This is a genomic window from Desulfovibrio sp. 7SRBS1 (genome assembly GCF_049723905.1).
In the GTDB taxonomy this organism is placed as follows: domain Bacteria; phylum Desulfobacterota; class Desulfovibrionia; order Desulfovibrionales; family Desulfovibrionaceae.
This window is the reverse complement of sequence record NZ_JBJKFD010000001.1, coordinates 806,255-818,476: the sequence shown is the minus strand read 5'-3', so window position 1 is coordinate 818,476 and position 12,222 is coordinate 806,255. Positions and strand designations below refer to the sequence as shown.

General features: G+C 50.5%; 10 protein-coding genes and 1 pseudogene. 7 read left to right on the top strand and 4 right to left on the bottom strand.

What is annotated here, in order from left to right; all coding sequences use genetic code 11:
- Window positions 1–8: 8 nt before the first annotated feature.
- Both ACI0FJ_RS04050 and ACI0FJ_RS04045 read left to right on the top strand, forming a co-directional pair.
- On the top strand, window positions 9–989 hold the full coding sequence (locus tag ACI0FJ_RS04050) for a 2-hydroxyacid dehydrogenase (protein WP_424299334.1): 981 nt from the start codon (window positions 9–11) through the stop codon (window positions 987–989).
- An 84-nt stretch (window positions 990–1,073) separates the two neighbouring features.
- Window positions 1,074–2,532 (top strand): annotated as a pseudogene (locus ACI0FJ_RS04045) (IS1182 family transposase).
- A 115-nt stretch (window positions 2,533–2,647) separates the two neighbouring features.
- Here the strand turns inward: ACI0FJ_RS04045 and ACI0FJ_RS04040 are convergent.
- The 3 genes from ACI0FJ_RS04040 to ACI0FJ_RS04030 form a co-directional block, all read right to left on the bottom strand.
- Entirely contained in the window at window positions 2,648–4,189 is a 1,542-nt protein-coding gene (locus ACI0FJ_RS04040; RefSeq protein ID WP_424299331.1) for a DUF4139 domain-containing protein, read from the bottom strand.
- Window positions 4,190–4,301: 112 nt separating this feature from the next.
- Window positions 4,302–4,739 carry a MauE/DoxX family redox-associated membrane protein gene (locus ACI0FJ_RS04035; protein WP_424299328.1) on the bottom strand — a complete coding sequence of 146 codons (438 nt, stop codon included), beginning with the start codon at window positions 4,737–4,739 and terminating at the stop codon, window positions 4,302–4,304.
- On the bottom strand, window positions 4,736–5,212 hold the full coding sequence (locus ACI0FJ_RS04030) for a rhodanese-like domain-containing protein (protein ID WP_424299325.1): 477 nt from the start codon (window positions 5,210–5,212) through the stop codon (window positions 4,736–4,738). The genes ACI0FJ_RS04035 and ACI0FJ_RS04030 overlap by 4 nt, the downstream gene beginning before the upstream one ends.
- 101 nt (window positions 5,213–5,313) lie before the next feature.
- On the opposite strand from ACI0FJ_RS04030, the gene ACI0FJ_RS04025 reads away from it, so the two are divergent.
- Complete coding sequence (locus tag ACI0FJ_RS04025; RefSeq protein ID WP_424299322.1) at window positions 5,314–6,123, top strand: rhodanese-like domain-containing protein; 810 nt, start codon at window positions 5,314–5,316, stop codon at window positions 6,121–6,123.
- A gap of 50 nt (window positions 6,124–6,173) precedes the next feature.
- On the opposite strand, the gene ACI0FJ_RS04020 is transcribed toward ACI0FJ_RS04025, so the two are convergent.
- Window positions 6,174–7,502 carry a M23 family metallopeptidase gene (locus ACI0FJ_RS04020; RefSeq protein ID WP_424299319.1) on the bottom strand — a complete coding sequence of 443 codons (1,329 nt, stop codon included), beginning with the start codon at window positions 7,500–7,502 and terminating at the stop codon, window positions 6,174–6,176.
- Window positions 7,503–8,170: 668 nt separating this feature from the next.
- Between ACI0FJ_RS04020 and ACI0FJ_RS04015 the strand changes: the two genes are divergently transcribed.
- The 4 genes from ACI0FJ_RS04015 to ACI0FJ_RS04000 all read left to right on the top strand — a co-directional run bounded on the left by ACI0FJ_RS04015 (window position 8,171) and on the right by ACI0FJ_RS04000 (window position 11,826).
- On the top strand, window positions 8,171–9,115 hold the full coding sequence (locus ACI0FJ_RS04015; protein ID WP_424299316.1) for a hydrogenase small subunit: 945 nt from the start codon (window positions 8,171–8,173) through the stop codon (window positions 9,113–9,115).
- 80 nt (window positions 9,116–9,195) lie between these two features.
- The gene (locus tag ACI0FJ_RS04010) at window positions 9,196–10,902 is read left to right on the top strand and encodes a nickel-dependent hydrogenase large subunit (protein WP_424299313.1); all 1,707 of its coding nucleotides are present in this window, start codon (window positions 9,196–9,198) and stop codon (window positions 10,900–10,902) included.
- Between the two features lie 150 nt (window positions 10,903–11,052).
- Entirely contained in the window at window positions 11,053–11,547 is a 495-nt protein-coding gene (locus tag ACI0FJ_RS04005; RefSeq protein ID WP_424299310.1) for a HyaD/HybD family hydrogenase maturation endopeptidase, read from the top strand.
- Between the two features lie 21 nt (window positions 11,548–11,568).
- On the top strand, window positions 11,569–11,826 hold the full coding sequence (locus tag ACI0FJ_RS04000; protein ID WP_424299307.1) for a HypC/HybG/HupF family hydrogenase formation chaperone: 258 nt from the start codon (window positions 11,569–11,571) through the stop codon (window positions 11,824–11,826).
- Window positions 11,827–12,222 lie beyond the last annotated feature (396 nt).

Here is a 12,222-nt window from a genome sequence, read left to right as displayed (position 1 = left end):
GAGTTTGTATGCCGAATGGAAAAGTTTTTTGTACAAGTGGTATCCCCGATAAGGGGCTGGAACTGTTGCGAAGCAGAGGGCTTGATGTGGTTGTTGGCAACCAGAGTGGACCTTTGGCTCGGGAACAGCTTTTGGGTGGAATTGCGGATGCAGACGGTGTTATAGGTCTGTTAAGCGATCGGATTGATAGCGAGTTTTTTGCTGGTGCCCCTAAACTTCGTGGTTATGCCAACTATGCTGTTGGATTTGACAATATAGATGTGGTTGAAGCTACGCGTCGTTCTATTCCAGTGTCTAACACGCCGGATGTTTTGACCATTGCGACTGCAGAACTTGCTTGGGCATTGTTGTTTGCAGTAGCCAGGCACGTTGTGCCCTCCGATCGGGAAATGCGGTCCGGAACGTGGCCCGGCTGGCAACCGCTGCAATATCTTGGTGAGCAAGTTAGCGGCAAAGTGCTTGGCATTGTCGGTGCCGGTCGCATAGGTGAAGCCATGGCGTGTATGTCTGCTGGCTTTGGTATGAAGGTTGTTTATACGACAGGATCGGGGCGTCCCAATGAACGCCTGGAACGAAAGTTGGACGCGAGACAGGTTTCCTTTGCTGAACTTTTGGAAGTCTCGGACTTCATCAGTATCCATGCTCCTCTCAATGACGCTACCAAGCATCTTTTTGACGAAGAGGCATTCAAGCTCATGAAGTCCAGCGCAATTCTCGTGAACACCGGACGGGGCCCCGTGATAGACGAGGAAGCTCTTGTCAGGGCACTACAGGCCGGAGATATCCGTGGGGCAGGGCTGGATGTGTTCGAACGAGAACCTGCCATGGCGAAAGGGTTGGCTCAATTGGATAACGTCGTGGTCACCACCCATATCGGTTCGGCAACCAGCAAGGCCCGCAATGATATGTCAGTACTGGCCGCTGAGAATGTTATTGCCATGATTGAGGGGCGCAAACCGCCCACCTGTCTTAATCCTGAAGTTCTCTAAGCATATAAAAAAGCCGCCTTTATAGGCTCCTCAGAATGCTGACAAACCCTCGCCAATCGGCGAGGGTTTTCTTATACTATCTTCATGCTGAAGCCACCCCAAAACCAGCAGGTGAAAATGGAGTTTGTTTCGATCAACGAACTTGTCCCTAAGAATCATCTGCTTCACAAGATTGCCAAGGTTATTGATTTCTCCTTTATCCATGAGCGCACCAAGGATTTGTACTGCGAGGGCAATGGCCGTCCGGCGATTGAACCGGTGGTGCTCTTCAAAATGCTCTTCATTGGCTATCTGTTTGGCATCCGTAGCGAGCGCCAGCTTGTCAGGGAAATCCAGGTTAATGTGGCCTATCGTTGGTTCCTTGGTCTGGGATTACAGGACAAGGTGCCCGATGCCAGCACCATCAGCCAAAACCGGCGGCGCAGATTTAACAACACCAGCGTGGCTCAGGACATTTTCGACGGTATCGTGTTCCAGGCTATGAAAAAGAGGCTTGTCGGCGGACACACGCTTTACACTGATTCCACCCACCTGAAAGCCAACGCCAACAAGCATAAATTTACGGAAAAGCTCGTTGCTCAAAGCACAAAGTCATACCTTGACGAACTCGAAGACACCGTGGAGGAAGACAGGCGCAGGCATGGAAAGAAACCGCTGAAGCAGGACAACCGCGAAGCGGGGGCCAAACGGATCAAGCAAAGCACAACCGATCCGGACAGCGGGTACATGGTACGCGAGGGCAAGCCCAAGGGCTTCTTTTATTTGGATCATCGTACTGTGGATAGCCGACACAACATCATCACCGACAGTTACGTAACTCCGGCCTCGGTGCATGACAGCATGCCCTATCTCGATCGGCTGGACCGACAAACCAAACGCTTCGGCTTTGCCGTGAAGCACGTCGGCCTCGATGCGGGATATTTCACCTCACACATTTGCAATACGCTGGAAGAAAAGAATATTTATGGTGTCATTGGCTGTCGTCGTCCCACTCGTCGCAAAGGGATGCTCCCCAAACGCGCCTTTGGATACCTGCCGGACAAGGACTACTATCTTTGTCCCGAAGGCCAGGAGCTTCGCTACTCCACCACCAACCGTGAAGGATATATCGTCTCTATGACTCGGTACCGAAGGTCTGCCGTCGCTGTCCGTTACTGAAAGAGTCACAACAAGCCGGAATTGGAAGAAAACAGTGACATGCCATGTGTGGCGGGAATACGCGGAAGCGGTGGATGCGCACCGGCTCACGGAATTCGGGAAACGAATCTATGCTCGCCGGAAAGAGACTGTTGAGCGCAGCTTTGCTGACGCCAAACAACTGCACGGGCATCGCTATGCTCGGTTCTGCGGCTTGGCTAAGGTCCAGGTCCAAAGCCTGCTTTCCGCCACTTGCCAAAACATGAAGAAAATGGCCTTGCTGCTGGCCTCTTTGGGGCGGTCATACAAATATTTGCAGCCCAAATGCCTGTATTTTCTTCCTCGGTCTCTCAGTTTCGTTCGATTGGGGCCGATCGAACGAACATCCCAGCTGGCTGCGGTCTGAAGCGAAATCGGTTCAGAAAAACAAACCCCACTTTGCAAAAAGCGGGGTTTGTCAATGAGCTGAACCACCTTTAATGGCGGATTTTTTTATATGCTTCACAGAGCATGCTGTTCGTTCATCTCCAGCCTTTATCAAGAGACATGTCTTCCGGGGCTTCCAAAGTCACTCCCCAGGTTATCACTTTCTTACTGCCAGCAGGAATTTCCAAGTCCCAGGTATACTTGTTGTCTTCCTCTCTCGTCGGAGGAACGCTGAACTGGGTTTTCAATATGATCTTTTCATCGCCAGCTCGGGGCATGGGCTCTTGTAAGGTGGTCTTTACTGGCACGGTCTTATCGTTGGTTATGGTGAGCTCCCATTTCCAAGCATACGTTTGTTTGGAAGAGAACACTCCTGAAGTACCAGACTTTTGATCGATCACTCTGGATTTTACAGTGACTTGAGGATCATTGCCGAAAAAGAGGTCTTTTTTGTTTCCTTGAAAGCTGAAAGTTTTTTTAGCCACTACCGCTCCATCGAGCAGAATAAGGGCTGTTCCCCACGGCATATCCAAAGGTTCAGGTGTTTCCACTTTGGCGGACAGGAAAGATTTGTCGCTTAATGAGGGGCGCAACAGGTAGCTGAAGGTCGATTCCATTGCACTGTCTGATATGCGCAAACGTTGTTTATCCCCTGGGGTAATGGTGTGTTTCCCTAAACTCCAGGCTGCATAAGTGGTTTGACGTTGTTTGACAGGGGCATTTTGTACTTTGAGCTGCCTGGTGGCAGGTATGGAAGCTGCTTCCAGCATGACGGCAGGCGTATCTCGAGTTGTATTGACAGGTGGGAGCGGAGCAATAACCCAAGGACGCAGAGTTGGCGGTGTCAGCTGCTGGCGAGGCGGGAGTGTGGCCAGGAAGACGGGAGCTGTCCAGACTCTTCCTGTACTCTGCCATACCATGGCGTCGAAGGTCAGCGTTACCTGCTTTTGGTCAGGAGTAGCGGAGACTCTGTAAATGGGCTCCCATCCACAGCCGTTCATCCTGTAAGATGCCTGCACCTGAACAGGCTTTGTCGTTGATCCTTCCGTTGTAACGTCAATACGCCAAATCTGGGCAGCATCGCCGGTCATCTGGGCAAGTTGTTTTTTAAGGTTTTTAAGCTCTGTGTCTACGTCACCAAATTCTTCTTTTGCTCTAAGCGCCTGCTCCACAACTTCGTTGAGGCCTGCACCCATCTGGGACGCCAGGTGCTTTGCAGTCTGGGCAGTGGGCTGTTGGTTCATACGCAGGCTTTTCCAAAATTCAACCTGGGCATTGAGGGCCGTGAGCTTTGCCGATGCCTTGTTGAACTCCATTTGCTTGAGGCGGATTTGGTGCTGTAATTCTTTGACCTGCTGGCCCGGCTCGGCAGGAATTAGTTTCGAGCTGATATCGGAGATTGCGAGGCCGGGAGTAAGCATTTTGAGCAAGATACTTTGTGGCTCGGCCTGCAAGGGAAGAGTGAAAGAAAATTGGTTTTGCGTATGCGACGAGTTAATTACTTCGGTCAACTGAGCAGCTTCCGGATATAGGATTGCTTCTGTGAGTGTGCGGTTGGTTTGCGCATAGGCCGGGAAGCAGGTGAATGAAAGTGCTATGAAAAAAAGAAATAAAAGCGGTGTAAATCGATTACGCATGAGTCTTCTCCTGTGTACATGGATACAGTCTATGGGCGACACGTATACCATGTCTTGAGGTACAGGCAAACATTCTCGCAAGGAATGAAGCTGGGAGAGATGCCGTGGGACTTCAGGCGGAGGCTTTTTTTAACTCTTTGCGGAGTACGATAAGGCCAAGGATTAAGATGGGGATGTCACGCAGCAAATCCCATGTCATGTTGCCTTCGGCAGCTGTGGTAGTGAAGCACCCGCAGGCTACGTTCAGGCCACGGGCCAAGTTCCAGGACAACACGATAATGAAGACAACCAAGAGCAGATTCAGTATCAGTGCCGCGCCTAAACGCATCCGTCCCAATATCAGGGCCAGTCCACATACCAACTCAAGCCACGGCAAGGTTATCGCTGTGATGTTGACCAATATGTCGGGAAGTATCTGGTAGTTATAGATGATTCGGGCAAACAGATCCGGGTGCATAATCTTGCTTATGCAAGCAGCAATAAATATGCCCCCGAATAGCATGCGCGCAAGCGTATGAAATCGACCTGAAAAATGTTGAGCTTGCGTCATCCGTCACTTTTCTCCAGAGGATAGCCAGCTGTTTTCCAGCCCATCAATCCGGGAACGAGGACTCTGACCTGGGTGTAGCCCAGATCTTTGAGCATGCTGGCCAAATCGTGACTGATGAGACAACTCTGTGTACTGCAGTAAAGTACCAGCAACCTGTCTTTGGGCAGGGTGGCGGCCTTTTCCGGCATATCGTCGACAAACGGATCAAAGGGAAGGTTTACGGCACCAGGAATATGAATCCGCTTGTAGCTTTCAGGGCCTCTGGCATCCACAAAAAGAGCGCTGCGCTTATTGAACAGGTCATAGGCATCGGGAAGGGAAATGCTTTCTTCCACCATCTCCCCACCACGGAGTTTCTGATCCCAATCTTCCTGCCAGGGAAGCTCTTGAGAACGCAGGCAGTTCGCGCTAACGGCCAAAAACAAACCTATCACACACAATATGATCGATTCACGGAGAATACGTCGTATCACGATGACTTTGTACTCCTCTGATTCTTTAGGTACACTCAAAAAAAATCGAATATCATAGCGCCCAGTACCCGGCAACTATTGGGAAGGGCAGTGGAGTGCATATGAACACATCCCCAAATGGCAGTATGACTCAAGATCAATTCTTGAGGTATATCGATCAGAATTCTCCCAATGACTTTGTTTTGCTGGATGTACGGCAGCCTGGAGAATACGAGGAGTTGCACCTGCCAGGAGCCCTTCTTATTCCTCTTCCTGATTTAGCGGATAGTTTGGATGATATGGATCGTTCCAAACCTGTCATTGTGTATTGTCGAACCGGAGGTCGAAGTCGTGCAGCTGCGTCCATAATGGCAGGGCAAGGATTTTTGCAGGCCGTCAGCTTACAGGGGGGAATTGCAGCATATCAGGGCGAACCTGCTATTGGCCCTGTTACGCAGGGAATGACTCTTCTTCCTCAGAATGCGACTCTGGAACAAGCACTGCAGCTTGCCGTGATTTTCGAAACCAACCTCGAACGGTTTTATCAGGAACTGGCTAATGCCGAGACAGGACCAATTCGCAAGATTTTTCTTCAGTTGGCAGCCTTTGAGGAGGGGCATGTTCGAGTTTTGGAAAAACTGATCGGTAAAATTCCTTTGGAATGCAAGCGAGAAGAAGCAGCCTTAGAAATTGCCGCTGATATTCTGGAAGGGGGGCTGAAAGTCGAAGAGCTTTTCCAGGATAATTTCCAGTCGCCACAAGAGGTTTTGGAAGGAGCCATGAGTTTGGAAGCACAAGCCCTTGATTTGTATATGCGATATCGATTTCGGACGGAAACTGAAACTGTACGACAGGTTTGTGCTGAACTTGCCAGGCAGGAACAGGAACATCTCAAGATTTTGGCACAATGGCTTGAATCCATAATACAATAAAGAAGGGCGGTCCGAAGACCGCCCTGAGTAACAATATCTTTTGAGTCGTTCTACTGGCCGAGAGCTTCCAGCTTGCCAGCAATATTATTATTTATCCACGTCTCATCCCACCATTCCTTGGGATTTACAGGTATGCCCGAAAGGATGACCCCAAAGTGCAGATGGTCTCCTCCAGCCATTCCTGTAGCTCCGGTGCGGGCAATAACCTCGCCACGCTGGACTTGTTGCCCTGGCTCCACGTCAATCTGGCTGAGGTGCGAGTACAAAGTCTGCAGTCCCATGCCGTGGTCGATGATGATGCAGTTGCCGTAGATTCCGAAAAATCCGGTAAAGACGACTTCTCCTTTGTTCGCGGCTTCCACTTTGGCGTGGCGGACAGAAGCGAGATCTATGCCCAGATGTGTCTGGTGGTCAACTTTCTTGCCTTTGTAGATGTAATCGCGTTGGTCGCCAAACCCGGCCATCGTCTTGGCGTTTGTCAGGCGGAGAAAACGCCCTTTCCAGAGCGGCTGGTGGGCAGTTTTTCGACCAATATCGTGCAGCCTGGCGCGATTTTTTACCCGGAGTTCCCTGTTAACTCTGAGGAAAATGCCCAGAGGGCTTTTTTCATCCGGAAAATCTTGCTCGAACTGCGGCATTTTTCGGTCAAGAAAAGAATCGGGCAGATGAATTTGGTCCTGGCGATACTTTCGGTCATTCGCATGGTGTGGAATTCCCATGACGCGCGTATTACCTGCCGCATCTTCAGCGATCAACCGAGGATTGAAGTCTTTGAGTTCGACAAAATAGGGAAATGCAAAGAAGCAACCATACTTTCCGTTGGGCATTTTATAACCGGGAAAGAAATTGTCGCCAACTTGGACACCGGACTTTGCTGCAGGTTCGTCTACAGAGTAAAGGACAAGATTTGTCCCACCTCTATTTATGTTGTGCGTAACGGTCAGCAGATTGATACGAGGCTTGCGAGTATCGAGAATATACTGCTGGGAAACTGTTGCGGAATTTCCCTTTCCAATGTTGTAGTAGGAAGCATCAACTGCATTTAGAGCAAGAACAAGTCCCCCATCATAAAGTTTTTTTGTAGGGAGTGTGAAATTGCCGGAGTAGCTTGTCTGCCCTCCCGGCTGTACTGCGAGGAGTTGGATGGTCGTTGCATTGTCCCGTGCCTGAAGTGTCACTGAACGCAAGCCAGAAGGATCGCTTGCCGTGATTTTGAAAACTGTATTTTCAGAAACAGCCCCCGAAAGAGGGGTTAGGGACAGCGTGGGGGGAGTGGTATCCCTGAAATATAGAAAGGAACCGTAACCGAGCCCTCCGAGAATTAACAGAAGGAGGAGAGTTGTAAACAGTTTTCGTGCCGAATGAGAACCTTGTGCCATATTGATAACCTGACCTTTTTTTTACACAATCATCCGAAGAGCCAATTAACCGTCCTGTTCTCAAGCCAGTTTGGCGTGTGAACAGGTAACGGGTTGAGTACATACCTCAGATAACGTTGTTCGTCATTGTTTCGGGAAAGGGCATTTTCAGGCGCGAGGGAAAAGAGGTGTCAGCCCCCAGAATGAGTAGCATGCAAGTGGAGCTTGAATACGGAAGCAGGGGATATACGAAAACAGAGTGTTTATGGTCTAGGTATTAAAATTCATTTGACGAAGTATGGCTCGGACACAAAACGTGATGCAATGGGGCAATGAGTAATCGACAATAACACAAAAAATAAAAATGTGGCATCAATTCCCTACCAATGTATTAAAGACGCGCGAATGCTTATGATAAGCCTTTGAAAAAGAGGAGTTGTGTTGACGGTCCAATGGAAACCCTTTACGAAACTAAGAACACTCTAGCTTTTGCATTGATGATTGTGACGTAGCGTGTACACAATCGAAGCGAATGCATCGGGGAAGACGTCGGTCGTACCTTGTGGTCGGGATTTATGGGACGATTCTCTTGATCTAAAACGGTCAAATTTGAACCGTTCTTTTCTATTGCTGACTATATTTTGCGGTTTGACGTGATGGAAGATCCTTTGACTCTTTGGAGGTGTTCAATGAAGTTCTTCGTAGGGCTCGGTAAAGAGGGCGCTGAGGAACGGCTGGAACAGAGTGGAGTATCGCGCCGCGATTTCATGAAATTCTGTGCAGCAGTTTCCGCAGCCTTGGGCATGGGCCCAGCCTTCGCGCCTAAAGTGGCCGAAGCGCTGACCGCCAAGCGCCGTCCTTCCGTCGTGTGGCTCCACAACGCCGAATGTACCGGCTGCACGGAATCTGTGCTTCGTACTGTCAACCCGTATATCGGTCCCCTTATTCTGGACACGATTTCCCTCGACTACCAGGAAACCATCATGGCCGCTGCCGGTGAAGCTGCTGAAGAAGCGCTGCATGCCGCAGTCAACAGCCCTGAAGGTTACATCTGTGTGGTTGAAGGTGCCATCCCGACCAAGGATGACGGAGTTTACGGCAAAGTCGCCGGGCGGACCATGCTCGACATCTGTCAGGAAGTGGTTCCCAAGGCCAAAGCCACTATTTGCATTGGCAACTGTGCTTGCTTTGGTGGGGTGCAGGCCGCCAAACCTAATCCCACTGGCGCAAAGGGCGTGAAAGACGCTTTGGGTGTCGAGACAATCAACATTGCCGGTTGCCCGCCCAATCCCTTCAATTTTGTTGGCGCTGTGGTTATGTATCTTCAGGGTAAAAAAATTGAACTGGATGAAAACAACCGCCCAGTGGCCTTCTACGGTGAAACCGTTCACGATCATTGCCCCAGGCTGAAGTACTTTGAGCAGGACCTGTATGCTCCCTCCTTCGATTCCGAAGAAGCGCGCAAGGGCTACTGCCTGTACGAACTCGGCTGCAAAGGCCCCTATACCTACAATAACTGCCCCACGGTGAAATTCAACCAGACCAACTGGCCCGTCGATGCCGGTCACCCCTGCCTCGGCTGCAGTGAACCCGGCTTCTGGGATGAAATGAGTCCGTTCTACGAGCAGTCGTAGCTCTGAGGTATTAGTGGTTTCTGATTGGCAGGTTCAGCAAGGCCAATCGAACGTGAATTAACAGCCCAGGAGGATAATAAATGTCCGGTTGCAAAGCCAAATCCGGGGCCGCCGTAAGCGCCACCCCGTTTGACAAAGACTTCAGCGGCCCAGTTATTGTGGACCCGGTCACCAGGATCGAGGGCCATTACAGGGTCGAAGTCGAAGTCACTAATGGTAAAGTCACCAATGCATGGACCAGCGCTCAGCTGTTCCGTGGTTTGGAAATTATTCTCAAGGGGCGCGATCCCCGCGATGCCCAGCACTTCACCCAGCGTTCCTGCGGTGTGTGCACAAACGTCCACGCTTTGGCCTCCGTTCGTTGCGTGGATGACGCGGTAGGCGTTTCCATTCCCGAAAACGCCACCATCTTCCGTAATTTGGTTTTGGCTCAGCAGTTCCTGCATGACCACATCGTGCATTTTTATCATCTGCACGCTCTGGACTGGGTCGATGTGGTCAGCGGACTTTCCGCTGATCCCAAAAAGGCTGCTCAGCTTGCCAATGAGATCTCGCCCAACCGTAAGACTACTGCTGCCCAGCTCAAAGCCGTTCAGGACAAACTGAAAGCTTTCGTTGAAACTGGTCAGCTTGGCATCTTTACCAATGCCTACTTCCTCGGCGGCCACGATGCATATTATCTGCCCGCTGAAGCAAACCTCGTGGCGACTGCCCACTACCTCGAAGCCCTTCAGCTTCAGGTTAAGGCTGCCCGTGGCATGGCTGTTTTCGGTGCCAAGAACCCCCACACCCAGTTTACGGTTGTTGGCGGCGTGACCTGCTACGACGGTATGACCGCAGAACGCATCAACGAGTTCATCGGTTTGTATCGTGAAACCAAGAAGTTCATCGAGGAAGTCTACATCCCCGATCTGCTTGCTGTGGCCAGCTTCTACAAGGACTGGGCCGGTATTGGTGGAACCACGAACTTCCTGACCTTTGGTGAATTCCCCACTGATGAAAAGGATCTGAACAGCCGCTTTATCCCGCCGGGAGTCATCTTTGATCGTGACCTCACGAATGTGCAGGAATTCGATCATAAGAAAATCCTGGAACACGTTGCACACAGCTGGTACGAAGGCGACGAAGCCCGCCATCCCTGGCAGGGCGTTACCGAACCCAAGTACACAAGCCTGGACGACAAGGACCGCTACTCCTGGTTCAAATCGCCCCGTTACGACGGCAAAGCAACGGAAGTCGGCCCCCTGGCTCACTGCCTGGTGGCATACGGAAAGGGCGTGCCCGAGTTCAAGCAGGCTGTCGACATGGTGCTGAACAAGCTCAATGTAGGCCCCGAAGCACTGTTCTCTACCTTGGGTCGTACGGCTGCCCGCGGTGTGGAAACTCTGGTCATTGCCAACAAGATGGAATCCTGGATCGACAAGCTTCAGGAAAACATCAATTCCGGCAAGACCGATATCTACACTCCTTGGGATATGCCCGACGAAGCTTACGGCGTTGGTTTCTCGGATGTTCCGCGTGGCGCTTTGTCACATTGGATCCATATCAAGGGCGGTGTGATCGAGAACTTCCAGCTGGTGGTTCCTTCCACTTGGAACTTGTGTCCGCGTGATGCCAATGGCGTAATGAGCCCCATCGAAGAAGCCTTTATCGGTCATCCCATTGCCGATCCCAAGCGTCCGGTGGAACTGCTCCGTACCGTCCACTCCTATGACCCCTGTATCGCCTGCGGCGTGCACGTCATCGACTCCAAGACCAACGAAGTTCACAAGTTCCGCGTGCTCTAAGAGTGGACATCGTCGGTTGAATGCCTAATATTGGGGAACCTGCCTTTTCGGAGGTGGGTTCCCTGTTTTTTTGATCTCGGGCATTTGCCGCAGAGCACATATATGTTGGGATGGGACTGACTTTTTTTAGATAGATCGAGAGAGGCAAAAATGACGCAGGAAAAGCCGCGCATACTCGTTATGGGCGTGGGCAATATCCTCTTCACTGATGAAGGGCTCGGAGTACGGGTTATTGAAGCTTTGGAGGAGTCGTATTCTTTTTCCGACAATGTGGAGTTGTACGATGGTGGAACTTTGGGCATGCGCCTGATGGACCCCATTATGAATTCCGACTATCTTATCGTTGTGGATGCTGTTTTGGGGGATGGAGAACCGGGCAGTGTGTATCGTCTTACAGATGATGACCTGCGGAAAAGTTTGGCCTTCAAAAATTCCATGCATCAGACTGATTTGGTGGATACACTTATTTACTGCGATATTGCAGGGCATAGACCGGATGCGGTTGTTGTCGGAATCGAGCCGTATGATTTTCAGACCATGGCGGTGGAACTTTCTGGTCCTATCAAAGAAAGACTGCCTCGGATTATGGAAAAGGTTGTTGAAGAAATTTGTAGTGCGGGCGGAAGCGCTCAGCCGAAGGCGTAATCAGGCGCAAGGAGAAACTGTATGTGTCTTGCTGTACCAGTAAAGATCGAAAGCATTGAGAACGACGTCGCCAACTGTCGAGTTGGGGAAGGGGATACTTTTATAAAGGCTTCACTCATGCTGATCGACCCCAAACCGGAAGTGGGGGACTACATCATTCTTCATGCCGGTTTCGCCCTTCGCAAACTCGATCCTAGGGAAGCCCAGGAGAGTCTGGATATTCTGCGTGATATGGCCCGTGCTGTTCAAGGGCAGGAACATCTGGCCGACGAATTTTAAAATGCTTTGGGCGGCCTGACCGAGTAAAACGGCAAGCCGCCTTTCCATTCAAGCTTTTTGCTTTTTTTCTTATTAAAGGCTGATGCCTTTTTGTTGTCTGTGCACCCTCTGGAAGACTTCGGAGATAATGGGTACTTACCCGGAATTCTTAGTTTACCTTATTTTATGTACATGTAATGAAGGACAAACGAGAGGTGGGCACCACCTGAAAAATGGTTGTTCCCCCGGAAGTATCATAGTTCTTTTTCATAAGCGTGGGCTGTAAGAAAAATCGGTTTGCCAGGGGCCCTCGTCAAATTGCTATCCCAAAAAAGGGGACAGGGTACGTCTTCTTATGGATTACGACTATCGTCCGTAAAACACTGATTTTACGGACTTTTGTTTTATGGGTGTGTG

What these genes read in the sequence shown, in the direction of transcription:
- ACI0FJ_RS04040 (WP_424299331.1), bottom strand. Translation starts at nt 4,189, where the DNA reads ATGCGTAATCGATTTACACCGCTTTTATTTCTTTTTTTCATAGCACTT.
- ACI0FJ_RS04035 (WP_424299328.1), bottom strand. Translation starts at nt 4,739, where the DNA reads ATGACGCAAGCTCAACATTTTTCAGGTCGATTTCATACGCTTGCGCGC.
- ACI0FJ_RS04020 (WP_424299319.1), bottom strand. Translation starts at nt 7,502, where the DNA reads ATGGCACAAGGTTCTCATTCGGCACGAAAACTGTTTACAACTCTCCTC.
- ACI0FJ_RS04015 (WP_424299316.1), top strand. Translation starts at nt 8,171, where the DNA reads ATGAAGTTCTTCGTAGGGCTCGGTAAAGAGGGCGCTGAGGAACGGCTG.
- ACI0FJ_RS04000 (WP_424299307.1), top strand. Translation starts at nt 11,569, where the DNA reads ATGTGTCTTGCTGTACCAGTAAAGATCGAAAGCATTGAGAACGACGTC.
- ACI0FJ_RS04050 (WP_424299334.1), top strand. Translation starts at nt 9, where the DNA reads ATGCCGAATGGAAAAGTTTTTTGTACAAGTGGTATCCCCGATAAGGGG.
- ACI0FJ_RS04005 (WP_424299310.1), top strand. Translation starts at nt 11,053, where the DNA reads ATGACGCAGGAAAAGCCGCGCATACTCGTTATGGGCGTGGGCAATATC.
- ACI0FJ_RS04010 (WP_424299313.1), top strand. Translation starts at nt 9,196, where the DNA reads ATGTCCGGTTGCAAAGCCAAATCCGGGGCCGCCGTAAGCGCCACCCCG.
- ACI0FJ_RS04025 (WP_424299322.1), top strand. Translation starts at nt 5,314, where the DNA reads ATGAACACATCCCCAAATGGCAGTATGACTCAAGATCAATTCTTGAGG.